We start from the raw sequence: 25,525 nt of genomic DNA, 5'->3' as shown, positions 1-25,525 counted from the left end.
TACCTTACAGAAGTGGAGAACCTTATGTCTCAAATTAATACAGCATCAAATACCGTGGCAGCGCGCAGTATTACACCGGGTGTTGTTGACACACCCGGTGGCGGCAGCGCTGTGTCCTGGGCAGCCATCTTTGCCGGGGCAGTTGGCGCGGCAGCACTGTCGTTGTTACTGGTTATTCTTGGCACCGGCCTGGGCTTCTCGGCAGTATCCCCCTGGCGCATGGAAGGCTTTAGCGTTGCAACTCTCGGTTTTGCCGCTATTGCCTGGCTAAGCTTTACCCAGCTGGCGGCCTCCGGTATCGGTGGCTATCTGGCCGGCCGGCTACGCACCAAATGGACAGCTGTGCACACTGATGAAGTGTACTTTCGCGATACAGCACACGGCTTTCTTACCTGGGCAGTGGCGTCATTGCTAACGGTAATAGTGCTGACATCAGTAGCGGGCACTCTTGTCAGCAGCGGTGTTAAAGCCGGTGCCGCCGTTGCCGGTGCTGCTGCCACAACGGTAGCTGCTTCAGCGACGACAATGGCCGCAGGGGAAACCAGCTCTGGCGAAGGCAGTAATACCATCGAGTACTTTGTCGATTCGTTATTTCGTGCTGATGCAAACTCATTACAACGCAGCGAACAGTCTGCTGATGCAATGCAGATCCCCGCTGGCGAAGTGATGCGGATTGTTATGCAGGCGCTACGCAGCGGCACCTTACCGCAGCAAGACGAGCGCTATATCGCTGAGCTTATCGCGCAGCGCACCAGTATCAGCCAACAAGATGCTCAGCAGCGCGTGTCAGAGGGCTTTACACAAGTACAGACAACGTTAAAAGAAGCAGAAACGGCCACCCGTGAGGCTGCCGATACCGCCCGTAAAGCCTCGGCCTACGCCGCGCTTTGGATGTTTATCGCCCTGCTAATTGGCGCTTTCACGGCTAGCCTGATGGCAGTGTTTGGCGGACGTCAGCGCGATGCTTAACTTGTACCCGGCTATTTAAAGGAGGTTGTTATGCGTTCAATATTATTGTGGGTTCTCGGGGTGCCGATCCCCATCGTTATCATCATCGCACTGCTCTTTTAGCGACTTAGCAGGCGAGCTCTTCTTTACCGGTACAGTGCTGATAGTGCTAACCGGTAAAGGTTTTTTAACCGCACCATAAAGAAAACGGCAGAGGCTTGCGCCCCTGCCGTTTATTTATTCCTGCCTGAGTGTGCTACTGGCAGAATTTAGTCCCGTTTTTCAAACTTCGGTGCCGCTTTTAATTCATCACGGGTCACTTCAACCCGCAATTCCAGATCATCAGCAGTGCCTGATCTGGTTACGTGATCCCAGCCAATGGCGACGTCTTTCTCGCCCATACCAAGGAAGCCACCAACACTAACAACAATAGCCATCACCTGGCCATCGCCGCCAATAATCAGATCGCTTACATCACCTATATCTTCATTATTAGCGGTTTGAACATCAGCACCAATCAGGTGGCTGGCATGCGAGCCATTAGCCGGCACAGAGCTAAGATAATCCTGCTTCTGCTTTGACTGGCCATAAGCGTTTTTGCGATCAGCGTCAGGCTGCATAGTGCGCTGTTTATTTTGGTCAGTTTGTGTAGTCGTCTTATCTGTGGTTTGCTGTGCCAGTACAGAGCCTGCACCTAAGGCGATAACAGGTGTAACCAGTGCATAAAAAACTAACGAATTTAGCTTTTTCATATAAATCTCCGTCGAATTGAATGTGTTAACCGGACACAATGTCCGGTATAACCGCTTCATCACAGCTTTTCTTCGCCAGCATCATTACTAGATAAGTGCCGGAAAAGGGCTGAATCGCCACGAGATATGGAATTCAGGATGAACCTTTAAACTACGCCGCAAAAGCCGCGCAGTCGGTTCGCTAGCGCACTTAGGAGATCACAGTAAGGACTACAGAGCAAGTGCCCAAAATAGTTGGCCGCCCTGCCCGACTAACCAGCTAAGCGCGGCCAGATTAAGCAGCACGGTAAGCCAGAACACAGTAAGAAAGGCACGCTTTTTTGATTTATGCCGTAAATAGCTTTGCGCCAGCAAAGCACCGGGCCAGCCTCCGATTAGTGATAACAACTGCAAATTAGCTTCCGGTATGCGCCAGAGGCCAGCCTGAGCCTTGCGCTTATCCAGCCAGTAGCTGATAAAGGTAAACAGACTAATAACAGCGTAAGCAGCAATAATGTATAGCGGTAACCTTTCCAAAGCGAACGCGACTACAAGCGCTGCGCTAAAAACAGCTACAAATAGCAGCGGCCAACGGATAATTTTTCCTTTTGCGCGCATTACAGCTCCGTGTTAACCAGCAAATAATGCCCAATTCCTCGGGGGTAGCTTAGTACAGCTTCTTTCATCACTGTCGTAAAACCTAACCATAACGCCGCTGTAATTCTGCTACAGAGTTAACCACAAGCTGCTTTAACACCACCGTATCCAGATCAGCCAGGCGTTTAATATACAAACAGGCTTTGCCCATTTTGTGTTTGCCCAGTTGTTGCAGTAATTGCTCTTGCTCGCCGCTTTCGGCCAGCAGGTAAATAACAATATCACGGCCGCGAATAGCAAACCCCGCAAGCGGAGCTTCACCGCTATGGCCGCTATCGTAGGTGTAACGGTAGCGGCCAAAACCGACGATGCTTGGCCCCCACATAGTTGCTGGCTGCCCGGTAACTTCACTCAACAGTGTTATTAGCTGGTGGCAATCCTCAAGTTGCAGTGCACTGGCGCGGCTGGCGATATACTCCGCTACACTGGCGTTGGTTGCTTTGGTTTTTGTCTCTGCCATCAGCTTGTGCCCTCTGCCTTTACCGGGTTAGCTGCTTCCTCGCCCACTACGGTATGCCAGGGCTTAACCTGCCAGCGGGTTACCAGGCCGTTTACTACATAAGGATCGGCTTTAGCAAAAGCAGCCGGAATATCGGCTGATTCACAGCGAAACAACAGCAGTGCGCTGTCTGCCGGCTCACCCACAGCACCGCCCAGCAGTAACTCCGCGCGCCCGGCGGCCTGCCAAGCCAGTGCCAGATGAGCAGAACGAAATTCAGCTCGCCGTTGCAGATAATCTGGCGCAGTGTCATATATCAATACAAAGTGTTTCACAACATCTCCGTTAGCCGGCAGTCCCGTGCGTTTGGGTTATTCCGCTTTAATCGTGGCTTGCCAATTTATTGCCTGCCATTGGCCGTTTTTACGCACGAAAGTACCGCTGTTTAAATAGCGCTTGGTTTCGCTGACTGATTTACCCACCAATATAAAGGCAACCACTGCGGTATCGCCGTACTGCATAATGCGCACATCTTCGCTGCTATACACCGTATCAATTTCGTCTGCTTTTAACATGCCGCGGCTGGTTACGCCTCGCATCAGCTCAGCCTTGCCAAAGCGGGTGCCGCCGGAGCTGGTGTAAATAAGCTCTTCAGCCCAGTATTTATTGTGAATAGCCGCATCGTTGCGGCTGGCGCCGTCCAAAAATTCGCTTAGCTGTGCAGTAAGTTCGGCTTTGTCATCGGCCAGGGCAAGCATTGGTGTTAATAGTAGTGTGGTAATTAGGAGGCTGGTTTTCATTATGGGTTCCCTGTTGTTTATTGTTTATTGTTGTTCGTTTTTGTTATTGGCTAAGCTAGCACACAATATATCCGCTAAGGTAACCAGGGGGGCACATCCTGCGAGCCAAGTATTGCCATAATATCTACCGTATTACCGTCGATGCGATAATAAATACTGTCAACACCACAGAGGCAGCGGCGATAGCCTGGCCTGATATGATCTACCGATTGATACAAAAATGGATTATTTGCAATTTGTTCAAACATGCTGAAAAACGCATAAAAGTAATGATCCGCCTGCTGTTGGCCAAAACGCTCTGCTCCATAGTAATAAATGCGCCGCAAATCTTCTTTCGCCAGATTAGACAGCCGCACCTCATACATGCTTAGCTAAGCCTTGCTTAAACTCCTGCAACATATCTTCTGCACTTTGGCTGGTAAAACCGCTTTGCTCAGCCAAAGCCAGCCTCTGGTTAATTGCTTCTGCACGGCGGGCATTGCGGATAAGCTCGTTAATCAGCTCGCTTTTGCTGCTGTACTCAGCGCCTTCACTCACCTGTTGTTGCAGCCATTCGTCATTTGGCTGGCTCAGGGTAATACTCTGACGGGTCATAACACTCACCTTTGCATTTGGTGCATAACTGCATCAAAAATACACCACGTCTAACCGGTGTGCAATTTTTTAAGTGCGGTTATATAAAACTATTGACCTTAAGTTAAGTTGAGCTTTTACAGTGCCTGCGTTTTGCAACAAACACTTAGCTTAGTTCTTCTTAATCCGATTATTTCAGGAGTTGTTCAATGAGTTCAGCCTTACCGCAAGCCCGCTGGTTTGATATTTGTTTAACCGCTGCAGCACCATTAATTTGGGGCAGCACTTATCTGGTTACCACAGAGTTTCTGCCGCCCGATGTACCACTATTATCTGCTACGCTGCGCACATTGCCGGTTGGCTTACTCATGCTGCTGTGTCTGCGCCAGCTGCCGGCTAAAGGCTGGTGGGGCAAAATTTTTCTGTTGGGCATACTGAATATCGGCATCTTTCAGGCGCTGCTGTTTGTGGCCGCCTATCGTTTACCCGGTGGCGTGGCAGCAACGGTTGGTGCCATTCAACCTTTGGTAGTAGTACTGCTGGGCTGGGCGGTGCTAAATGCCAGAACCAGCATGCTAAGCTGGATTGCCGCCCTGTGTGGTTTAGCCGGCGTAGCTATGTTGGTGTTGGGGCCGGCCGCGAAACTGGACTTTATCGGTGTAGCTGCTGCGGCTGCAGGTGCCTTCGCCATGGCTTGCGGTACTTTACTGACAAAAAAATGGCTGCCGCCAGCCAGCGCTATGGTATTAACCAGTTGGCAGCTAACGGCCGGTGGCCTGTTTTTATTACCGCTGGCTCTGCTGTTTGAAACCTTGCCAGCCCAACTTAGCCTGGCTAACGTTTTCGGCTATCTCTGGCTGGGCTTAATTGGCACCGGCTTAACCTATGTGTTTTGGCTGCGCGGGGTAATGAAAATGCCGGCGGCGGCCGTAACTACACTTAGCCTGCTTAGCCCGCTAAGTGCTACCGTACTGGGCGCACTGGTGCTGCAACAAAAACTAACGCTGCTGCAAAGTGCCGGTATGGCGCTGGTATTACTTGGGGTGTGGCTGGGGCAGCGCACCACTGTTATAGTGCCAGCCTCTGCCCAAGCAAAGCTTAAAGTTAGCAACTGAGCAGAAAAAAGGCGCCGCGGCGCCTTTTTTCATTCTGATAAGAAAAGCAGCTTACATGCTAATGCCGCCGTCAATTTCCACTACCCGACCGGTGAAAAAATCGTTTTCAAAAATGTATTTCGCGGTGTGGGCAATTTCGCTGGCTTCGCCTAAGCGCCCTACCGGTTTCATTTTCTCCAACCGGTCGCGTGCTTCAGGTTTCATTGCATCGGTCATCGCCGTGCGGATAACGCCAGGTGCGATGGCGCTCACGCGGATACCAAAACGGCCCAGCTCGCGCGCCCAGGTTACTGTCATCGCTACTACACCCGCTTTCGACGCTGCGTAGTTAGTCTGGCCCATATTGCCGGCACGGGCAACGCTGGACATATTAATGATCACGCCCTTAGTGCCGCGTTTTACCATGGCAGCTGCCGCTTCACGGCCACAAAGAAACACGCCGGTAAGGTTTACATCGATAACCGACTGGAACTGCGCCAGTGACATCTTGCTTTGCAGCTCGCCGTCTTTGTATTTCAACAGCAAACCATCACGCAAAATACCGGCGTTGTTGATCAGGCCGTCAATGCCGTTAAAATCGCTGTCAATTTGAGCAAAAGTAGTTTCTACCTGTTGTTCATTAGCAACGTTAGCAATGTAGGTATGCACTGTAGTTGTAGCACCCAGCTCAGCTTTGGCGGCCGCCAGCTGATCGGCATTCATATCAATTAACGCCAGTTTGGCACCTTCTGCCGCGCACATGCGAGCCATTTCCAGGCCCAGGCCTTGTGCCCCGCCAGTGATGACGATGGTTTTATTTTGCAGGTTCATTTCGCTCTCCGACATCGAGATTACTGCGTACATTTTTTCTGCGACACGCCATAAACCATCCTTGGGGCTCGATTCCGGCCATCCATGGCCTCCAACGGTCGCTGAAAAAAGTACATCCGTACTCGCTTAATACTGTGATATGAGCAAGTACGTAGAATTTTTCTGCCGGGACCGTGTTTTTCAGGGAGGAAAAACACGAGCCTACAGGGACGTATTTACGGCGTGTCCCGGAGAAAATATTCGGAGTACTTGCGTGTTATTTCAAATTAATTGGCTTTAGCAAACAGCTTAAAAATACTGGAAAAATCCAGCTTGCCATTGCCGGCCCGCTGGTGCGCCACGTACAGGCTGCGTGCCAGTGCGCCCATTGGCGTGCTGCTTTGGCTTTGCAATGCCGCTTCCAGCGCCAGGCCTAAATCTTTTGCCATCAAATCAACCATAAAGCCGCCCTGATAACCATTGGATGATGGTACATTGGGCATTACGTCCGGGCATGGGTTATACAGTTCTAACGTCCAGTTACGGCCTGAGCTTTTCAGCATAATGTCTGACAGCACCTTCGGATCCAGGCCGTTATCGACGCCCATTTGCAGCGCTTCTGAGGTGCCGACCATCAGGATACTTAGCAACATATTGTTGCAGATCTTGGCGACCTGGCCTGCGCCCACCGCACCGGCGTGAAACAGGTTTTTACCCATATTGCCAAGCACAGTTTTAGCGCGCTCAAAATGCGCCGCTTCACCGCCAACAATAAAGGTTAAGGTACCGGCTTTGGCGCCGCCCACACCACCGGAAACCGGCGCATCGATAAAGGCAATGCCTTGTGCAGCTAAACCAGCACCGACCTTACGCGCGCTGTCGGCATCTATGGTGGAGCAGTCAATTACCAGCGCTTCTTTGCTGATATTGCCGGCAATGCCCTGTTCACCTAAATATAAACCGATGACATGCTTACCGGCCGGCAGCATAGAGATAACAAACTCCGCGCCTGTTACGGCCTCTGCAGCTGTAGCAGCAACGGCTGCGCCTTCGGCTTTTACTTGCGCCAGCGCTGCTGCCGATAAATCAAAGGCAGTAACTGCGTGTCCGGCCTTAACCAGATTAATGGCCATAGGGCCACCCATATTGCCTAACCCTATAAATGCAACCTTAGCCATGTTTGCTCCTAATCAGTTATCCGGTTGACCCAGTTCGCGCAGCGGGTGCTCGTTAGCACTCCACGGCGAGCGAAACAGCTCATCAATGACGCTTTGCGGCACGTCGCTCACCGTTTTGTATTGCCACTTAGGTTGTAAATCTTTATCCATTAACAGCGCGCGCACACCTTCGGTAAATTCACCCAGCTTGCCGCACTGCACACTTAAGCCCAACTCCAGTCGGAAGCTGTCAGCCAGAATTTTGCTTTGGCCCAGCTTTAACAGCTCAAATACGATATGCGCAGTAATGGGGCTGCCATAGGCCAGCGACTCTTTGGCTTTTTGCAGCCATTTGTCCTCGCCTTGCATGGCGTTAACGCTGGCAATAACAGCAGGCAAACTCTCCAGGTTCGCCAGTGTTTCAATGCCGCCCTGATGTGGCCGGATATTACTCAGCGGCATCTGGGTGCGGCACTGGTCTTCTTCGCTACGCAGCACATCGCTGAGCTTTTGATGATTCAGGGCAACGGTATCACCCCACTTTACTGCCAGTAGCTTTTCCAGCAGCGCGGCTTTACGCTCATGCAGTAAAAAGTTATCAGCCAGACCAATAAACTTGGCGTCGGCAGCGTTAATAGAAGCACCGGTTAAACCCAAAAACAGGCCACAACCGGCTGGCATACGATTTAAAAACCAGCTGGCACCGACATCCGGATACAAACCTATCGCCATTTCCGGCATCGCAATACGGCTGGTTGCAGTAACCACGCGATGCGAGGCACCGGCCATTAAGCCTAAACCGCCGCCCATCACTATGCCATTGCCCCACACCAGCACCGGCTTGCCAAAGGTGTGAATGAGATAATCCAGCGTATATTCTTTGGTGAAAAACTCTTCCACGTACGGCGCATAAGTACCTGGCTTATCCAGCATGGCTTTATATAAATCGCGGATATCACCACCGGCACAAAAGGCCTTATCGCCAGCGCCCTGCAGCAATACCATGCTGATGCTGTTGTCTGCCTGCCAGGCCTGAAGCTTAGGCAGTAACGACTCCACCATTGGCAAACTAAGGGCATTCAGCGATTTTTCTGAGTTAAGCGTGGCAACACCGATTTTTTTGCCGTTTTGTGCGCTCAGCTCTTGATACAGCACTACCTCGTTTGCGCCGCTCATTAGCCATTCACCCAATTGGCTTTGCGTTTGTCTAAAAACGCCTGCACACCTTCTACCTGATCCTTGGTATCAAACAGGCCGACAAACAACTCACGCTCCAGCGACAGCGCACTTTGCATAGTGCCGCTGCGGCCTTGCTGAATAAGCTTTTTACAGGCAGTAACCGATGACGGGCTTTGTTCGGCTACTTTATCAGCCATCGCCAGTGCACTTTCCAGCGCCATACCGGTGGCGACCACTTCTTCAACTAAACCAATTTGCAGCGCTTTTTCAGCACCTAAACGCTCGCCGCATAAGATCATGCGTTTGGCCCAGCCCTCACCTACCAGCCAGGCCAGGTTCTGGGTACCACCGGCGCAGGGCAGTAAGCCAACCTTGGCCTCCGGCAGTGCCATCTGCGCCTGTTGCTCAGCAATACGGATATCACAGGCCAGTGCTACTTCTAAACCGCCGCCCATGGCATAGCCGTTAATGGCGGCAATAGACACGCCGCTAAAGGCGCTTAAGGTTTCAAAGGCTTCGCCGAAGATACGCGCCATATCGCTGGCAATGGCTTTATCGCCATCGGCAAACAGCTTTAAATCAGCGCCGGCAGAGAAAAATTTATCGCCCTCACCAGTGATGACTAAGGCATAGATATTTTTATCCTGATCCAGGCTTTTAACCGCGTCGCGCAGCTGGGTTAAGGTATCACGGGTCCAGGTGTTGGCCGGCGGGTTAGACATAGTGATAAGCGCCGTGTGACCACGCTTTTCCAGTTTTAATTGAGCCATAGTTGTCTCCTTTTATTGCCCGAACGCACTCAGGCAAGAAGGAGGATTAGCCTTGTTCTAAAGCGACCGTTGGAGGCCATGGATGGCCGGAATCGAGCCCCATGGACGGTTTACGGCGTGTCGCTGTGGACAAGGCGGTTCCTCCTGATGATTTTGCTCATCATTACAAAAAGTGGTTACAGAATATCGCCTGCAGCTTCATCCAGTAAACGCCGGCCGATAATCAGCCGCATAATTTCGTTGGTGCCTTCCAAAATCTGGTGTACACGCACATCACGGAAATGTCGCTCCAGCGGGTATTCTTTAATATAGCCATAACCGCCGTGCAGCTGCAGCGCCTGGTCGCACACCTGAAAACCCACATCGGTAGCAAACCGCTTGGCCATGGCACAATAAGCGGTGGCTTCACCATCTTTTTGGTCCAGCTTAAACGCCGCTAAGCGTACTAACTGCCTTGCAGCCACTAACTCAGTGGCCATATCGGCCAGTTTAAACTGCAGCGCCTGAAATGCCGCCAATGGCTTACCAAACTGCTGGCGCTCTAACATATAGTTGCGCGCGGTATTCAGCGCCTGCTGCGCAGTACCAATAGAACAGGTGGCAATATTAATCCGGCCGCCGTCTAAGCCTTTCATCGCAAAGCCAAAGCCTTCGCCTTCATTACCCAATAGGTAATGCGCCGGAATGCGCACATCTTCAAAAGTAATAAGCCGGGTTGGCTGGGCATTCCAGCCCATTTTCTCTTCGGCTTTGCCGTAAATTACGCCTTTAGCATCAGCCGGCACAATAAAGGCCGAAATGCCTTTCGGGCCGGCTTCGCCGGTACGCGCCATAACTACTAATACTTCAGTTTCACCGGCGCCGGAGATAAACATCTTCGAGCCGTTCAGCACATATTCGTTGCCATCTTTTTTCGCACTGGTGCGCAGGCCTGCCGCGTCAGAGCCGGAGCCCGGCTCCGTTAAGCAGTAAGACGCCAGTTTCTGGCCGGTAACTAAATGCTCCATCCATTCTGCCTTGGCATCACCGGTACCCCAGTTGGCGATCATCCAGCTGGCCATATTATGGATAGTCAGCATGGCGGTAGTGGCGGTACAGCCCATCGACAGCTGTTCGAAAATAATGGAGGAGTCTAAGCGCGATAAACCCATGCCGCCGTCTTCTTCCGGCGTATACAGCGAGCAAAAGCCCAGCTCACCGGCTTTTTGGATCACGTCTTTGGGGAAGTGATGCTCACGATCCCACTGCGCTGCATATGGCGCCAGTTCTTGTTCGGCAAACTGTTTGGCCACATCGACAAAGGCTTGTTGGTCTTCTGTTAAATTGAAATTCATCTGTTTGGACCTTACCGCTTAACCAATCGCTGCGCTTTCAGGGGATTTAAACGCTCGCCCGTTCGGCTCTCCCAGCCTCACTTTTGATCGCTCGCTAATTAATTCCCCTTACGCTGCGCTTGTTCCGATTGGTAATTTACTCAGGACTTGCAGGCGGGCGGAACCGGAACAGCTAAGCAGACGATCAAGAGCAAATTTGGGAGAAATTCGCGGGTCTGCGTGTTGTTACGGTGGAAGCGCCGCACTACAAATACACTTTAATCTGACTTAACGTAAATTAATCGACATATTCGGGCCGGAAACCGGAATATCGTCGTCAAACCAGCGCGCTGTAATGGTTTTCGTCTCGGTATAGAAACGTACCGCCTGCTTACCATAAGCATGCTGGTCGCCATAGAACGAGCCTTTCCAGCCGGTGAAGGAGAAAAACGGCAGTGGCACCGGAATAGGAATGTTAATACCCACCTGGCCTACTTCCACTTCATGCTGATACTTACGTGCTGCTGCGCCGCTGGCGGTAAAGATTGAAGTACCGTTACCGTACGGGCTGTCGTTCACCACTTTTAATGCTTCAGCCAACGAGCCAACCTGCATGGTAGTTAATACCGGGCCGAAAATTTCCTGCTTATAAATTTCCATCTCGGTGGTGACGTTGCTAAACACCGTTGGGCCTACCCAGTTACCGTTCGGGTAACCTTCTACTTTGCAGTCTGAGCCATCCAGCACACAGGTGGCGCCTTCTTTCTTACCCTGCTCAATTAACGATAATACCCGGGCACGCGCCTGTGGGCTGATTTGCGGGCCGTAAGCAGCGCCAGGGTCCGTGTATACACCCGGGCGTACTTTGCCAATGGCAGCGGCCACTTCGGGGATCCAATCGGCTGCGGCACCAACGAAAACGGCAACAGAAATTGCCATACAACGCTGACCGGCGGCGCCAACAGAAGCACCCACCAAGGCATTAACCACCTGCTGCTTATTGGCATCCGGCATAATAACCATATGGTTTTTCGCACCGGCAAAAGCCTGTACGCGTTTTAAATTGTCGGTACCGGTTTTGTAAATATACTGGCCGACGTTGACTGAACCGACAAAAGAAATGGCTTTGATATCAGGGTGATGCAGTATGGCATCAACCTGCTCTTTGGCGCCATGCACCACTTGTAATACGCCTTTTGGCGCACCGGCTTTAACAAACAGCTCGGCAATTTTGTTTACCGTCATTGGGTCTTGCTCAGACGGTTTCAAAATAAAAGTATTACCACAGGCAATCGCCATCGGGAACATCCACAGTGGGATCATCGCCGGGAAGTTAAACGGTGTAATACCGGCACAAACACCCAGCGGCTGAATGTAGCTGTAGGTGTCGATGCTGCGCGCCACGTTTTCTACCGTTTCGCCCATCATTAATGACGGAATATTTGCCGCCTGCTCAACTACCTCGATACCACGCCAGACATCGCCTTTGGCGTCTTCTACCGTTTTACCTAATTCGCGGCAGATAATGTCGGCAATCTCGCCCTGGTGCTCTTTTAACAAGTGCGCAAAGCGCATCATTAAACGGGCGCGTTCCGATACCGGTACTTCTTTCCACGTTAAAAAAGCCGCTTTAGCCGACTCGATAGCGTGTTCCATTTCTGCCGATGTGGCACATGCCACCTGAGCAATCACTTCTTGTGTTGCCGGGTTGGTAACGGGGATCAGTTTGTCACCTGTAGGGGTGACGAACTCGCCGTCGATAAAATGCTTAACCTGTTGTGTCATGTTGCTTCTCCCGATTGTTTGGGTGTACTGCCGGCGTTTATATCTATGTAATTATCTAAAGTAGCCGACAGTTAATGTATTCTTTCATCGTTTCGCTTTCAGGCGAACTAAACGCTCGCCCGTTCGGCTCTCCCAGCCTCACTTTTGATCACTCGCTAATTAGTTCCCCTTACGCTGCACTGGACCGTGTTCACTACACCATCCAGACAACGCGGAACCGGAGCTTCCTATAAAATTTCCACAGCTAAAGCCACAGCTTCACCGCCACCGATACACAGTGAGGCTACGCCTTTGCTTAAACCGCGGTTGCGCAGCGCATGAATAAGGGTAACCAGAATACGCGCGCCTGAAGCTCCGATAGGATGGCCCAGCGCACAGGCGCCGCCGTTTACGTTTACTTTGCTCTCATCCAGGCCCAGCTCGTTAATCGCCAGCATGGTTACCATGGCAAAGGCTTCGTTAATTTCCCACAGGTCGACTTGTTCTTTGTCCCAACCGGCTTTTTGCAGCACTTTTTGCATCGCGCCAACCGGCGCTACAGTAAACAGCGCAGGTTCCATCGAGTTGGTTGCATGCGCCACTACGCGCGCTAAAGGCTTAGCACCCTGTGCTTTGGCATCAGACTCACGCATTAACACCAGCGCTGCAGCGCCGTCTGAAATAGAGCTGGAGTTAGCCGCAGTAATGGTGCCGTCTTTGGCAAAAGCCGGGCGCAGAGTTGGAATTTTGTCGATTTTGGCATTGCCCGGTTGCTCATCTACCGCAAAGGTCATTTCACCTTTACGGGTTTGAAAAGTTACCGGAGTAATTTCGTTTTTAAACGCACCGCTGGCAATCGCCTGCTGCGCACGGGTGGTGGATTGCACCGCGAAGGCGTCCATCTGCTCACGGCTGATGCCTTTCTCATCGGCTGTCCCCTGCGCAAAACAGCCCATGGCTTTACCGTCGTAGGCGTTTTCAAGGCCGTCTAACATCATATGATCTTTAATTTCGCCGTGGCCCATGCGGTAACCGCTACGAGCTTTTGGCAGCAGGTAAGGTGCGTTGCTCATCGACTCCATACCACCGGCTACCACTACATCGGCGCTACCGGCCTTTAATAAATCGCTTGCCAGCATTACCGCCTTTAAGCCTGAGCCGCAAACTTTATTAATGGTGGTGGCGCCGGCACTTAGCGGTAAGCCGGCTTTTAATGTGGCCTGGCGTGCCGGGGCCTGGCCTAAACCGGCCGGTAGCACGTTGCCCATAATCACTTCACTGACCTTATCACCACCGATACCAGCCTGCTCCAATGCAGCTTTAATCGCCGTGGCACCCAGCACTGTCGCATCAACGTCGGTTAACCCGCCCATAAAGCCGCCCATAGCGGTGCGTGTAGCAGCAACGATTACAATATTGTCGGTAGCCATAAAGATCTCCAAAAAAGCTGTCGGCTAAAAAGTTGTTCCAGAGCCTACACCAAATTTACGTTTACGCCAACGTCAACCACCTAACACTATGGTAGTGTGCACCGCTTTTGGTTCAGCAAAGTGTACAGTCTGACCAGTACAAACTGGCATTTTAGCTTTACAAACACGGCAAAAATGGCCGTTTTGCCAACTTGGCGCCAAGTCACCAGCTTTACCTTTACGTAAACTTCACTTATATTGACTGCGTTTTCGGGGAAGGCGGTTATGACAGAAAAAGAAGAAAAAACATATAGCATCAGCGAACTGGCCAAAGAGTTTGATATTACCACCCGTAGTATCCGCTTTTATGAAGATCAGGGGCTGATCACGCCTTTACGTAACGGCCAAACCCGCATTTACAGCAAGCGCGACCGGGTACGGTTAAAGCTGATATTACGCGGCAAACGCCTCGGTTTTAGCCTGGCCGAAACCGGCCAGCTGTTTGAACTGTACGACGCAGATAAAAGCAGCGTCACCCAATTAAATACCATGCTGAAGCTGATAGAGCTGAAAAAAGCCGAGCTGCACCAGCAATTGGACGATATCAAAGTTGTGCTGATGGAGCTGGTAACAGTAGAGAAACGTTGCCGCGACACCTTAGCCGACGCCAAACAACATAAAACTGGCCTGAATTAATACAGCGCCGGTTAAAAGACATAGCAAACGGGGATCAACATGATTAGTAGTTATAAAGGGCTTAATTTCGATTTAGGCGAAACGGTAGATATGATTCGTGAGCAGGTTAACGCCTTCGCCCGCGAAGAAATCGCGCCGCGCGCTGCCCATATTGACGAGAAAAACGAGTTCCCGAATGAGTTATGGCGCAAATTCGGTGACTTGGGCCTGCTGGGTATTACCGTAGATGAAAAATACGGCGGCTCAGGCTTAGGCTATTTAGAGCACGTAGTAGCACTGGAAGAAATCAGCCGCGCGTCAGCCTCTGTTGGCTTGTCGTACGGTGCGCATTCAAACCTGTGTGTAAACCAGATTTTCCGCAACGGCACTGAAGCACAGAAGCTGAAATATCTGCCAAAACTGTGCTCTGGCGAGCATATCGGTGCGCTGGCGATGAGTGAGCCGAACGCTGGTTCAGATGTAGTCAGCATGAAGCTGCGCGCAGAGAAGCAAGGCGATAAATACATTTTAAACGGCAATAAAATGTGGATCACCAACGGCCCTGATGCGCACACTTATGTGATTTACGCTAAAACCGATATTAACGCCGGCTCTAAGGGTATTACGGCCTTTATTGTTGAACGCGGCACTAAAGGCTTTAGCACAGCACAGAAGCTGGACAAACTGGGCATGCGCGGTTCTAACACTTGTGAACTCGTGTTTGCAGATTGCGAAGTACCGGAAGAGAACGTACTGGGCCAGGTTGGCGGTGGCGTTAAAGTATTAATGAGTGGCCTGGACTATGAGCGTGTAGTACTGGCAGCCGGCCCGCTGGGCATTATGCAGGCCTGTATGGACGTGGTAGTGCCGTATATTCACGACCGTAAACAGTTTGGCCAGGCGATTGGTGAATTCCAGCTGGTACAGGGCAAACTGGCTGATATGTACACCCAAATGAATGCAGCAAAATCTTACGTTTACACAGTAGCGAAAGCCTGTGATCGTGGTGAAACCACACGTAAAGATGCGGCAGCGGTTATTCTGTACTCAGCAGAGCTGGCGACCAAGATGGCGCTGGATGCCATTCAGTTGCTGGGTGGTAATGGCTACATTAACGAGTACCCTACCGGGCGCTTACTGCGCGATGCCAAGTTGTACGAAATTGGTGCCGGCACCTCGGAAATCCGCCGAATGCTGATTGGCCGGGAATTGTTTACCGAATCTAACTAAGGTTTAAAGGCGAAACTCGGGTGGAAGCGGCTGCTTCCACCGTAACAACACGCAGACCCACGAATTTCTCCCAAATTCGCTCTTGATCGTCTGCTTAGTTGTTCCGGTTCCGCACCGCCAAAATAGCCGTAACTAAATAGAAAGTTGAACGAGGCGAAGCGCGTAACAGATTTGACTAAACGAGCGATCAAAAGTGAGCCGGGGAGCGGCGAACGGGCGAGTGTGTTAAATGTGTGAAAGCAGCGAAGCCGTGAATCTAAGTCCGGTGCAGGCCAAAGCTTCCACCGTAACAACACGCAGACCCGCTCGGATCTCCCATCCTCGCTCTTGATCGTCTGCTTAGTTGTTCCGGTTCCGCTTTGTCTAACCAGCTCTGGTATAAGGTGACTTAAGTGACCAGAATTACCTCCAAAATAAACCCTCGCTCTGAGGACTTTCAGAAAAACGCCGCCGCCATGCAGGCCGTGGTCGATGATCTGAACAGCAAAGTACAGCAAATTAAACTCGGTGGTGGCGAAGCCTTAATTTCCCGCCATACCGCCCGTGGTAAACTCTTTGTGCGTGACCGTATCCAAAAATTACTCGACCCGGGCTCACCGTTTTTAGAAGTCGGTCAGTTTGCCGGTTGGGAATGCTACGAAGACTACGTACCCAGCGCCGGTGTGGTAGCCGGTATCGGCCGCGTTAGCGGTGTCGAGTGCATGATTGTCGCCAACGATGCCACGGTAAAAGGTGGCACCTACTACCCGCTAACGGTGAAAAAACACCTGCGCGCACAGGAAATAGCCGAGCGTTGCCACCTGCCGTGTATTTATCTGGTCGACTCCGGTGGTGCCAACCTGCCCCGCCAGGATGATGTATTCCCCGACAAACTGCACTTTGGCCGTATCTTCTTTAACCAGGCCAATATGTCAGCCAAAGGCATTCCGCAAATTGCCGTGGTAATGGGTCTGTGTACTGCCGGCGGCGCCTATGTGCCGGCGATGGCCGATGAAAGCATTATCGTTAAAGAGCAAGGCACTATCTTTTTAGCCGGCCCGCCGCTGGTTAAAGCCGCCACCGGTGAAGAAGTTTCCGCTGAAGAGCTGGGTGGTGCCGATGTGCACTGTAAAATCTCCGGCGTGGCCGACCATTATGCGTTAAACGACGAGCATGCGCTGCAACTGGCACGCAATGCGGTAAGCCGCTTAAACCGCCCTGCCCCGCAAGCGATGGACGTAAAAGCCCCACAAGAGCCGCTGTACGATGCCAAAGAGCTGTACGGTGTTGTAGGCACAGACCTGCGCAAGCCGTTTGATGTAAAAGAAGTGATCGCCCGTATTGTCGATGGCTCAGATTTTGATGAATTTAAACAATACTACGGCGCGACCTTAGTCTGCGGCTTTGCGCGCATCTTCGGCTATCCGGTGGGCATTGTCGCCAACAACGGCATTCTGTTTTCTGAATCTGCGCAAAAAGGCGCACACTTTATTGAGCTGTGTGCCCAGCGCAAAATTCCGCTGCTGTTTTTGCAAAATATTACCGGTTTTATGGTGGGTAAAAAATACGAAGCTGAAGGCATTGCCAAGCACGGCGCCAAAATGGTGATGGCGGTAAGCTGTGCCAAGGTGCCGAAATTTACCGTGCTGATTGGCGGCAGCTACGGCGCCGGCAACTACGGCATGTGTGGCCGCGCCTATGACCCGACCATGATGTGGATGTGGCCCAATGCCCGTATTTCGGTAATGGGTGGCGAGCAAGCTGCCGGTGTTATGGCGCAGGTGACCAAAGATGGCTTGGCGCGTAAAGGTGAAACTCTGTCGGCAGATGCCGAAAAAGCACTGAAACAGCCGATTATTGAGCAGTATGAAAAACAAGGCCATCCGTACTACGCCAGTGGCCGGTTGTGGGATGACGGTATTATCGATCCGGCCCAAACGCGGATGACAGTGGGGCTGGCATTAGCTGCCGCGTTAAATGCACCGATTGAAGAAAGCCGTTTTGGCGTGTTTCGGATGTGATTTTGAGTATAAACACGCACTTGCTGGTTCAACTGTAGAGGCAAGCGCGCAGCACACTTTGACCAGAACCGTGTTTTTCATGGATGAAAAACAGGAGCCTACAGGGAGGTATTTACGGCGTGTTCTGGCAAAGTTGTGCGGAGTGATTGCCGGTTGACTAAACACTTTCATTGAACAGAGAGTAAAAACTTTCGGAGAGAAAATGAACCAGGTTTACACAGAAGTCAGTATCGACCCGCGCGGCGTAGCCACCCTAACGCTAAACCGCCCCGAAGTGCATAACGCCTTTGACGATGCGATGATAGCCGAGCTTATCGCCGTACTGCGCGATTTAGCCAATAACGACAAAGTGCGTTTGCTGGTGCTTACCGCCAACGGCAAAAACTTCTCTGCCGGTGCCGATTTAAACTGGATGCGCTCTATGGCGCAAAAAGACTACAACCAGAATCTGGCAGACGCCAGCGAACTGGCTACCTTACTGCACCGGCTGGATAAATTCCCCAAACCCACTATTGCCCTGATAAAAGGCGCAGCCTTTGGCGGTGCTTTAGGCTTAGTCGCCTGCTGCGATATCGCCATTGCCGAAGAGAACGCCAGCTTTTGCTTAAGCGAAGTACGTATTGGCCTTATTCCTGCGGTAATCAGCCCCTATGTAATGCGCGCCATTGGCGAGCGTGAAAGCCGGCGTTATTTCTTAACCGCCGAGCGCTTTATGGCGCCGAAAGCAAAACATCTGGGCCTGCTGCATGAAGTGGTTAGTGAAGGTGAATTAGCCGACAGCGCTGAAACCCTTATCAATACCCTACTGCAAAACAGCCCGGCTGCGTTAACTGCTGCGAAATCGCTGATCCATAATATTTATAACCGCAAGATCAGCAATAACGTAATAGCCCATACCGAGCAAGCGATTGCCGAAATTCGGGTATCACCGGAAGGTCAGGAAGGCTTAACTGCATTCTTAGAAAAACGTAAACCGGCCTGGCTGGGCAAGGAAGACGCATAATGTTTCGCAAAATATTAATAGCTAACCGCGGCGAAATTGCCTGTCGCGTTATCGACACCGCGCATAAACTCGGCATCCGCTGCGTTGCGGTGTATTCTGAAGCCGATGCCAATGCACGCCATGTGCGCATGGCCGATGAAGCTTATTTGTTGGGCCCTGCACCGAGTAAAGACTCTTACCTGCGCGCAGATAAAATTATCGCTATCGCCAAACAAAGCGGTGCCCAAGCAATCCACCCGGGCTACGGCTTTTTATCGGAAAACGAGAGCTTTGCCAAAGCCTGTGATGAAGCCGGCGTGGTGTTTATCGGCCCGCCGGTCGGTGCTATTACTGCTATGGGCTCGAAAAGCGCCGCCAAAGACATTATGGCCAAAGCCGGTGTACCGCTGGTACCCGGTTATCATGGCGATGATCAAAGCGATGCGCTGCTAAGTAAAGAATCAGAGCGTATCGGCTACCCGCAACTGCTAAAAGCTGCCTACGGTGGTGGAGGTAAAGGCATGCGCGTGGTGTGGAAAAAAGCAGAATTTGCTGATGCCTTAGCCAGCGCGCGGCGTGAAGCCAAAGCCGGTTTTGGCAATGATAAAATGCTGATTGAGCGCTACCTGACCAAGCCACGCCATATTGAAATTCAGGTATTTGCCGACAACCATGGCAATGCCGTGTATTTGGCAGAGCGCGACTGCTCGATACAGCGCCGCCACCAAAAAGTGATTGAAGAAGCGCCGGCACCGAATTTCAGCAGCGAGCAGCGCAAAGCTATGGGCGAAGCGGCAGTGAAAGCTGCTAAAGCCATTGATTATCGTGGCGCCGGTACGGTGGAGTTTTTGTTCGACGAAGACGGCTCGTTCTACTTTATGGAAATGAACACCCGGCTGCAGGTAGAACACCCGGTTACCGAGATGATCACCGGCCAGGACTTAGTTAAATGGCAGCTGCTGGTTGCCGCTGGGGAAAAACTGCCACTGGCGCAGGATGATATTCAGCTGGATGGTCACGCGATAGAAGTGCGGGTATATGCCGAAGACCCCGATAACGACTTCCTGCCACAAACCGGTAAACTAACCTATCTGCGCCAACCTGAAGCCAACCGCCATGTGCGGGTGGATACCGGCGTGGTGGAAAACGATGAAGTGTCCCCCTTCTACGATCCGATGATAGCCAAGCTAATCGTCTGGGATGAAAGCCGCGACCGCGCCATCGCCCGTATGTTACGTGCACTGGACGATTACCGTATTGCCGGTGTCACCACCAACTTAGGCTTTTTAACCAGCCTCACCGAGCATCCGGCGTTTAAAGCGGCTGAGCTTGATACTAACTTTATTAATCAGCACCAGCACACGCTGTTTGCACCTGCCAACAAAGAAAATAATCAAGCGCTGGTGCTGGCAGCACTTTATATATTGCAGCAACAAAAAGCGCCACAAACTTCGTGCAACAGCTTCAGTCCGTGGCAGTTCAGCCATGGCTGGCGGATGAACGAGACACCGACTGTCGAAATTGCCTTGCAACACGGCGAGCATAAAACGCTGTTAAAAGTGCAGCAACTGCAGCAGCATTATGTGGTTGATGTTGAAGGCCAGCAGCTTTGCTGCACAGCAGAGCTAAATGGCGATGAGCTAAGCGCGGTATTGGGCGATCATCGCACCAAGGTGCGGGTAAGTCGCTATGCAGACACCATCAGTGTATTTATTAAACATCAGCGTTATGACTTTATCTACCAGACTGAAGTGACCACTGAAGTGGAAGGCACAGATCACGCCGGCAGCTTAACGGCACCGATGAACGGCACTATCGTTGCGGTCATGGCCAAAGCCGGCAGCACTGTTAATGCCGGTGATACTCTGGTGATAATGGAAGCGATGAAAATGGAATACAGCATTAAAGCGCCGAAAAACGGTGTGATAAATGAAGTATTTTACGCCGCCGGCGATCTGGTAAAAGACGGCGCCGAGCTGGTTGATTTTAGCCCGGAGGAAGCATGAGCTTACCAAAAAGTGTACGCCTTGTTGAAGTAGGCCCACGCGATGGCCTGCAAAACGAAGCTGCGGTAGCCACAGAAGATAAAATCGCCCTGATTGATATGCTAACCGCAGCCGGCCATAGCTACATTGAAAGCGGCGCCTTTGTATCCCCTAAATGGGTGCCGCAAATGGCGGACTCAGGCGAGGTATTTGCCGGTATCCAGCGTAAAACCGGGGTTACCTACGCTGCGCTGACGCCAAATTTAAAAGGCTATGAAGCCGCCAAAGCCGCCGGTGCCACTGAAGTAGCCATTTTTGGCGCGGCGTCAGAAGCTTTTAGCCAGAAAAACATTAACTGCAGCATAGCGGAAAGCCTGGAACGTTTTGCGCCTGTGGTAGAAGCGGCCAAAGCCGACGGCATTAAAGTGCGTGGCTATGTGTCTTGCGTAGTCGGTTGCCCGTATCAGGGCGATGTTGCCCCCACCGAGGTGGCACTGGTGGCTAAAGCGCTGCTGGAGATGGGCTGCTACGAAATTTCACTGGGCGATACCATCGGCGTTGGCACGCCGGATAAAGTTAATGCGATGCTGGATGCGGTGCTGAGCATGGTGCCAGTAGATAAACTGGCAGTGCATTTTCACGACACTTACGGCCAGGCGTTAACCAATATTTACGTGGCGCTAAACCGCGGCATCAGTGTTATTGACAGCGCTGTGGCCGGTTTAGGCGGCTGCCCTTACGCTGCCGGTGCGTCAGGCAATGTTGCCACTGAAGATGTGGTGTATTTGCTGAACGGTCTTGGTATTTCACACGGTATCGATTTAACTGCGCTGGCCAAAGCTGGCTGGTTTATTACCGACAAGCTGGGGAAGCAGCCTAGTTCTAAAGTAGGATTGGCGCTAAGGGCCAAGTGCACGCAAACTGGTAGTTAGTTAACAACAAATAAGGTTCTTCGAACACGGTAATCACTTCGTACTACTTTGCCGGAACACGCCGTAAATACGTCCCTGTAGGCTCCTGTTTTTCATCCATGAAAAACACGGTTCCGGTCAAAGTGTACTACGCGCTTACCTCGGCACTGATGCCAGCGGATGCGGATGTGATTTTTTCATCAGCCGCGCAGTCGAAGAGCAGTTCGCAACAGATAGTTCAGTCAAGAACAGAGGACAACAAATGGCAGGGTTTAATAAAGTCGTACATAGCTACGAAGACGCCATGGCAGACCTGCAGGACGGCATGACCGTTATTGCCGGTGGCTTTGGCTTATGCGGCATACCAGAGGGCTTAATTGCTCAGATCAAAAAAATGAAAACCAAAGATCTCACCGTGGTATCGAACAACTGCGGTGTTGACGGCTTTGGCCTGGGCATTTTGCTGGAAGATCGGCAAATTAAAAAAATGGTTGCCTCTTACGTGGGTGAAAACGCCCTGTTTGAAAAACAACTGCTCAGCGGCGAGCTGGAAGTGGAACTGACACCACAAGGCACTTTGGCCGAGAAAATGCGTGCTGGCGGTGCTGGTATCCCGGCGTTTTTCACTGCCACCGGCTACGGTACGCCGGTGGCTGAAGGCAAAGAAACCCGCGAAATTAATGGCCGTAATTATGTACTGGAACCAGCGATTACCGGTGACTTCGCCATAGTGCGCGCCTGGAAAGCTGACCGTTATGGCAACCTGGTGTTTCGCCACACCTCAATGAACTTCAACCCGATGGCGGCAACTGCCGGTAAAATCACCGTGGCTGAAGTAGAAGAAATTGTCGAGCCGGGTGAGCTGGAACCATCACAAATTCACACCCCGGGTATTTATGTGCAACGCGTAATTAAAGGCAACTTTGAAAAACGCATTGAACGTCGTATGGTCCGTCAAGGTTAAGGAGGCAACAATGGCTTTATCTCGTGAACAGGTTGCCATGCGCGTGGCGCAAGAGCTGCAAGACGGTTACTACGTTAACTTAGGTATCGGTATTCCAACCTTGGTGGCTAACTATGTGCCGGCCGGCATTGAAGTCATGCTGCAATCAGAAAACGGCCTGCTGGGTATGGGCCCCTACCCGACAGAAGACGAAATTGACGCCGATATGATTAACGCCGGTAAAGAAACCGTTACCGCCATTAAAGGCGCAGCTATTTTCAGCTCGGCGGAAAGCTTTGCCATGATCCGCGGCGGTCATGTCGATTTAACTGTGCTGGGCGCCTTTGAAGTGGATCAAAACGGCAATATCGCCAGTTGGATGATCCCGGGCAAACTGGTAAAAGGCATGGGCGGCGCGATGGATTTAGTCGCCGGCGCACAGAACATTGTTGTGACCATGACTCACGCCGACAAATACGGCAATAGCAAGCTGCTAACCGACTGCACCCTGCCCCTGACCGGTGTGGGCTGTGTGAAGAAAATCGTTACCGATTTAGCCGTACTGGAAGTACGCAATGGCGCATTCCATTTACTGGAGCGTGCTCCGGGTATTTCGGTAGACGAAATTAAGCAAAAAACCGCCGGCAAGCTGGTTGTTGAAGGCGATATACCGGAGATGGCGTTTAACTAAGTTGCCGCTTTAATCTCTTAAGGGCACTAAGATTGTGATGGTCTTAGCGCTCTTTTTTTGACCACACCAAAATCATATGATAACCTCAATCAATATCAATTGATAAAAGGTGCGTCATGACAGCCTTAGTACGTGAGTTTATCCCCACACTTTATGCCGCACCCAATTTGTGGCAACAGTTGGGTATTGCTGAGCGTGGACCTAAATTATATCAGGCGCTGCATGAAGGATTTAGCTACAGCGTATTTGATAAGCTGTCTCTGGTATCCATGTTAGATAAAAAACAGTTGGCACAAGTATGTCAGTTAGCGCCAGCTACATTAGCCCGACGGGCAAAGCTGGGTAAATTTACGCAGGAAGAAAGCGACAGACTACATCGTTTTGCTACCGTGCTGGTAGCTGCCAATGCCCTGTTCGATAAAGATATGGTAGCAACCAAACGTTGGCTTACTGAGCCGGTATACGGCCTTGGCGACAAAGCGCCGCTGGATATGCTGGCAACCTCTGCTGAAACGCAGGCGATACTGGATTTAATTGGCCGCTTAGAACACGGTGTGTTTGCCTGATGCAGTTGTATCGCTTAGTGCACCACAAATGGGCTGCACAAGCATTTGACGGCGAAGGAGCAAAACTTTATGGCGGACGCTGGAACAGCAAAGGTCAGCTGTGTGTCTATACTGCAGGCTCTGAAGCCCTGGCCATACTGGAGATTCTGGTACATTTAAATAACCGCACAGCACTTAAACAGTACAAACTATTTCAATTAACTATTGCCGCCGAAGCAGTATTATCGGTCAATCCGGCGAATCTGCCACTTAGCTGGCAACAGCAACCAGCCAGCATTGACACCGCACGTATTGGCGATAGCTGGCTGGCACAACAAGCCAGCCTGGCGTTATCTGTACCCAGTGTTATTGCACCGCGCGAACACAATATATTACTTAATCCACAGCATTCGCACTTTAACGAGTGTCTGGCAACAATTACCGAACTGGATTTTATGCCAGACCCACGCTTAACGCTTTAACCGCGCCAGCAAGCTGGAGGTATCCCAACGGTTGCCGCCCATTTGTTGTACTTCGCTGTAGAACTGGTCCACTAATGCCGTTAGCGGCAAATGGCTGCCATTTTCGCGTGCTTCTGTCAGTGCTATGCCTAAGTCTTTGCGCATCCAATCTACCGCAAAACCAAAATCGTATTTACCTTCGAGCATGGTCAACGAGCGGTTCTGCATCTGCCAGGAAGATGCTGCACCTTGTGAGATCACCTCTACCACAGCTGCGGCATCTAAACCGGCATTCTGCGCAAAGTTCAGCGCTTCGGCCAAACCCTGCACTACACCGGCGATACAAATCTGGTTTACCATTTTCGCTAATTGGCCAGAGCCTGCCGGGCCCAGCAGTTTAGCGCAGCGCGAATAACATTTAATTGCCGCTTCGGCTTTAGCAAAATCGTCGCTTTCACCGCCAATCATTACCGTTAGCACACCTTTTTCGGCGCCGGCCTGGCCACCTGATACTGGCGCATCTAAAAAGCCAATGCCGTGCTGCTTTGCAGCCAGTGCCAGTTCGCGGGCCAGATTCGCCGACGCCGTAGTATGGTCAACCAGCACCGCGCCTGCAGCCATACCGGCTAAAACGCCATGCTCGCCATACACCACTGAGCGAACATCGTTATCATTACCCACGCACATAAACACCAGCGCTGCGCCCTGTGCGGCTTTAGCCGGCGTATCAGCATAAGCACCGCCATACTGTGCAACCCACTTTTGTGCTTTAGCTGCAGTGCGGTTATACACGGTGACCTGATAACCATTTTGTTGCAGGTAGCCAGCCATCGGGTAACCCATCACACCCAGACCGATAAAAGCGACTTTGTTCTCACTATTAATTGACATATTAATGACTTAAAACTGTGACATACTGTGGCGCAAAGCTTACAAAGATCTCCGCTCGATTGAAAGCACTTAAATAAGGAAACAGCATGGCAAATGTGCACCAGTACAAGGTAAAAGATGCCAGCGGCAACGAAATTGACCTGAGCCAGTATCGTGGCAAGGTATTGCTGGTGGTAAACACAGCCAGCCAATGCGGCTTTACCTCCCAGTATAAAGAACTGGAACAGCTGCATCAGAAATACAAGGATAAAGGCCTGGTTATACTGGCATTTCCCTGTAATCAATTTGGAGGCCAGGAGCCAGGCTCTGATAATGAAATTCAGCAGTTTTGTCAGCTGAATTACGGCGTCAGCTTTCCGGTTATGGCGAAGCTGGCAGTTAACGGCCCGGATGCATCACCGTTATTTGAGCACTTAAAAGATTCAGCCCGTGGCCTGATGAAAACACGGGCGATTAAATGGAATTTCACCAAATTTCTGATAAATAAACAGGGTGATGTAGTTAAACGTTATGCCCCGCGCACCAAACCTGCCAGTATTGCCGCTTCGATAGAAGATTTGCTGTAAC

Annotated in this window: 28 protein-coding genes; 13 read left to right on the top strand and 15 right to left on the bottom strand. The window is 51.4% G+C overall.

Annotated features, from left to right (window positions below):
- Positions 1 to 24 precede the first annotated feature (24 nt).
- Positions 25 to 969, top strand: a complete 945-nt coding sequence (locus AR688_RS13710; protein WP_068234935.1) for a hypothetical protein — start codon at positions 25 to 27, stop codon at positions 967 to 969.
- Positions 970 to 1,217: 248 nt separating this feature from the next.
- On the opposite strand, the gene AR688_RS13705 is transcribed toward AR688_RS13710, so the two are convergent.
- From AR688_RS13705 to AR688_RS13675, 7 genes are all read right to left on the bottom strand, one after another.
- Positions 1,218 to 1,700, bottom strand: a complete 483-nt coding sequence (locus AR688_RS13705) for a PRC-barrel domain-containing protein (protein WP_068234932.1) — start codon at positions 1,698 to 1,700, stop codon at positions 1,218 to 1,220.
- Between the two features lie 210 nt (positions 1,701 to 1,910).
- Positions 1,911 to 2,297: a DUF1294 domain-containing protein gene (locus AR688_RS13700; RefSeq protein ID WP_068234926.1), complete on the bottom strand. Its 387-nt coding sequence runs from the start codon at positions 2,295 to 2,297 to the stop codon at positions 1,911 to 1,913.
- A gap of 82 nt (positions 2,298 to 2,379) precedes the next feature.
- Positions 2,380 to 2,796, bottom strand: coding sequence for a DUF1801 domain-containing protein (locus AR688_RS13695; RefSeq protein WP_068234923.1), 417 nt, complete (start codon positions 2,794 to 2,796; stop codon positions 2,380 to 2,382).
- Positions 2,796 to 3,110, bottom strand: a complete 315-nt coding sequence (locus AR688_RS13690) for a YciI-like protein (RefSeq protein ID WP_068234920.1) — start codon at positions 3,108 to 3,110, stop codon at positions 2,796 to 2,798. Before AR688_RS13690 ends, AR688_RS13695 begins: the two co-directional genes overlap by 1 nt.
- Before the next feature lie 36 nt (positions 3,111 to 3,146).
- Complete coding sequence (locus tag AR688_RS13685) at positions 3,147 to 3,575, bottom strand: nuclear transport factor 2 family protein (protein WP_068234917.1); 429 nt, start codon at positions 3,573 to 3,575, stop codon at positions 3,147 to 3,149.
- A gap of 74 nt (positions 3,576 to 3,649) precedes the next feature.
- The gene (locus tag AR688_RS13680; protein WP_068234913.1) at positions 3,650 to 3,940 is read right to left on the bottom strand and encodes a type II toxin-antitoxin system RelE/ParE family toxin; all 291 of its coding nucleotides are present in this window, start codon (positions 3,938 to 3,940) and stop codon (positions 3,650 to 3,652) included.
- The gene (locus AR688_RS13675) at positions 3,933 to 4,169 is read right to left on the bottom strand and encodes a ribbon-helix-helix domain-containing protein (RefSeq protein WP_068234906.1); all 237 of its coding nucleotides are present in this window, start codon (positions 4,167 to 4,169) and stop codon (positions 3,933 to 3,935) included. The genes AR688_RS13680 and AR688_RS13675 overlap by 8 nt, the downstream gene beginning before the upstream one ends.
- A gap of 188 nt (positions 4,170 to 4,357) precedes the next feature.
- Between AR688_RS13675 and AR688_RS13670 the strand changes: the two genes are divergently transcribed.
- Positions 4,358 to 5,263, top strand: coding sequence for an EamA family transporter (locus AR688_RS13670; protein WP_068234895.1), 906 nt, complete (start codon positions 4,358 to 4,360; stop codon positions 5,261 to 5,263).
- A gap of 51 nt (positions 5,264 to 5,314) precedes the next feature.
- On the opposite strand, the gene AR688_RS13665 is transcribed toward AR688_RS13670, so the two are convergent.
- From AR688_RS13665 to AR688_RS13635, 7 genes are all read right to left on the bottom strand, one after another.
- Positions 5,315 to 6,106 carry an SDR family oxidoreductase gene (locus tag AR688_RS13665; RefSeq protein ID WP_231732071.1) on the bottom strand — a complete coding sequence of 264 codons (792 nt, stop codon included), beginning with the start codon at positions 6,104 to 6,106 and terminating at the stop codon, positions 5,315 to 5,317.
- Positions 6,107 to 6,339: 233 nt separating this feature from the next.
- The gene (mmsB, locus tag AR688_RS13660) at positions 6,340 to 7,230 is read right to left on the bottom strand and encodes a 3-hydroxyisobutyrate dehydrogenase (protein WP_068234877.1); all 891 of its coding nucleotides are present in this window, start codon (positions 7,228 to 7,230) and stop codon (positions 6,340 to 6,342) included.
- A gap of 12 nt (positions 7,231 to 7,242) precedes the next feature.
- On the bottom strand, positions 7,243 to 8,385 hold the full coding sequence (locus AR688_RS13655) for an enoyl-CoA hydratase/isomerase family protein (RefSeq protein WP_068234864.1): 1,143 nt from the start codon (positions 8,383 to 8,385) through the stop codon (positions 7,243 to 7,245).
- A complete protein-coding gene (locus AR688_RS13650) occupies positions 8,385 to 9,158 on the bottom strand; it encodes an enoyl-CoA hydratase (RefSeq protein WP_068234858.1) in 774 nt (257 codons plus the stop codon). The genes AR688_RS13655 and AR688_RS13650 overlap by 1 nt, the downstream gene beginning before the upstream one ends.
- A 176-nt stretch (positions 9,159 to 9,334) precedes the next feature.
- A complete protein-coding gene (locus tag AR688_RS13645) occupies positions 9,335 to 10,492 on the bottom strand; it encodes an acyl-CoA dehydrogenase family protein (protein ID WP_068234845.1) in 1,158 nt (385 codons plus the stop codon).
- 267 nt (positions 10,493 to 10,759) lie between these two features.
- On the bottom strand, positions 10,760 to 12,256 hold the full coding sequence (locus AR688_RS13640) for a CoA-acylating methylmalonate-semialdehyde dehydrogenase (protein WP_068234844.1): 1,497 nt from the start codon (positions 12,254 to 12,256) through the stop codon (positions 10,760 to 10,762).
- A gap of 227 nt (positions 12,257 to 12,483) precedes the next feature.
- Positions 12,484 to 13,665 (bottom strand): thiolase family protein, encoded by a 1,182-nt coding sequence (locus tag AR688_RS13635; protein WP_068234836.1) that lies wholly within the window; start codon positions 13,663 to 13,665, stop codon positions 12,484 to 12,486.
- Positions 13,666 to 13,929: 264 nt separating this feature from the next.
- Here AR688_RS13635 and AR688_RS13630 point away from each other — a divergent pair, with 264 nt between their 5' ends.
- The 10 genes from AR688_RS13630 (at position 13,930) to AR688_RS13585 (ending at position 24,088) form a co-directional block, all read left to right on the top strand.
- Positions 13,930 to 14,340 carry a MerR family transcriptional regulator gene (locus tag AR688_RS13630; protein WP_068234834.1) on the top strand — a complete coding sequence of 137 codons (411 nt, stop codon included), beginning with the start codon at positions 13,930 to 13,932 and terminating at the stop codon, positions 14,338 to 14,340.
- A gap of 39 nt (positions 14,341 to 14,379) precedes the next feature.
- Positions 14,380 to 15,549, top strand: a complete 1,170-nt coding sequence (locus AR688_RS13625) for an isovaleryl-CoA dehydrogenase (protein ID WP_068234831.1) — start codon at positions 14,380 to 14,382, stop codon at positions 15,547 to 15,549.
- A 392-nt stretch (positions 15,550 to 15,941) separates the two neighbouring features.
- Entirely contained in the window at positions 15,942 to 17,549 is a 1,608-nt protein-coding gene (locus AR688_RS13620; protein WP_068234825.1) for a carboxyl transferase domain-containing protein, read from the top strand.
- Positions 17,550 to 17,751: 202 nt separating this feature from the next.
- Complete coding sequence (locus AR688_RS13615) at positions 17,752 to 18,552, top strand: enoyl-CoA hydratase/isomerase family protein (protein WP_068234824.1); 801 nt, start codon at positions 17,752 to 17,754, stop codon at positions 18,550 to 18,552.
- Positions 18,552 to 20,537, top strand: a complete 1,986-nt coding sequence (locus AR688_RS13610) for an acetyl/propionyl/methylcrotonyl-CoA carboxylase subunit alpha (RefSeq protein ID WP_068234823.1) — start codon at positions 18,552 to 18,554, stop codon at positions 20,535 to 20,537. The genes AR688_RS13615 and AR688_RS13610 overlap by 1 nt, the downstream gene beginning before the upstream one ends.
- A complete protein-coding gene (locus AR688_RS13605; RefSeq protein ID WP_068234815.1) occupies positions 20,534 to 21,448 on the top strand; it encodes a hydroxymethylglutaryl-CoA lyase in 915 nt (304 codons plus the stop codon). Before AR688_RS13610 ends, AR688_RS13605 begins: the two co-directional genes overlap by 4 nt.
- A 241-nt stretch (positions 21,449 to 21,689) precedes the next feature.
- Positions 21,690 to 22,391, top strand: coding sequence for a CoA transferase subunit A (locus AR688_RS13600; RefSeq protein ID WP_068234812.1), 702 nt, complete (start codon positions 21,690 to 21,692; stop codon positions 22,389 to 22,391).
- Positions 22,392 to 22,401: 10 nt separating this feature from the next.
- Positions 22,402 to 23,061, top strand: coding sequence for a CoA transferase subunit B (locus AR688_RS13595; RefSeq protein WP_068234809.1), 660 nt, complete (start codon positions 22,402 to 22,404; stop codon positions 23,059 to 23,061).
- Between the two features lie 116 nt (positions 23,062 to 23,177).
- Positions 23,178 to 23,627 (top strand): type II RES/Xre toxin-antitoxin system antitoxin, encoded by a 450-nt coding sequence (parS, locus tag AR688_RS13590; RefSeq protein WP_068234806.1) that lies wholly within the window; start codon positions 23,178 to 23,180, stop codon positions 23,625 to 23,627.
- On the top strand, positions 23,627 to 24,088 hold the full coding sequence (locus tag AR688_RS13585; RefSeq protein WP_197412227.1) for an RES family NAD+ phosphorylase: 462 nt from the start codon (positions 23,627 to 23,629) through the stop codon (positions 24,086 to 24,088). The genes parS and AR688_RS13585 overlap by 1 nt, the downstream gene beginning before the upstream one ends.
- Here AR688_RS13585 and AR688_RS13580 read toward each other — a convergent pair.
- The gene (locus AR688_RS13580) at positions 24,077 to 24,958 is read right to left on the bottom strand and encodes an NAD(P)-dependent oxidoreductase (protein WP_068234799.1); all 882 of its coding nucleotides are present in this window, start codon (positions 24,956 to 24,958) and stop codon (positions 24,077 to 24,079) included. The genes AR688_RS13585 and AR688_RS13580 overlap by 12 nt on opposite strands.
- 86 nt (positions 24,959 to 25,044) lie before the next feature.
- Between AR688_RS13580 and AR688_RS13575 the strand changes: the two genes are divergently transcribed.
- The gene (locus AR688_RS13575) at positions 25,045 to 25,524 is read left to right on the top strand and encodes a glutathione peroxidase (protein WP_068234796.1); all 480 of its coding nucleotides are present in this window, start codon (positions 25,045 to 25,047) and stop codon (positions 25,522 to 25,524) included.
- Position 25,525: the final 1 nt, after the last annotated feature.

The organism is Rheinheimera sp. EpRS3, assembly GCF_001513785.1.
Classification (GTDB): Bacteria; Pseudomonadota; Gammaproteobacteria; order Enterobacterales; family Alteromonadaceae; genus Alishewanella.
The sequence above is the reverse complement of the archived record's forward strand: the minus strand, read 5'-3'. Positions and strand labels throughout refer to the sequence as shown.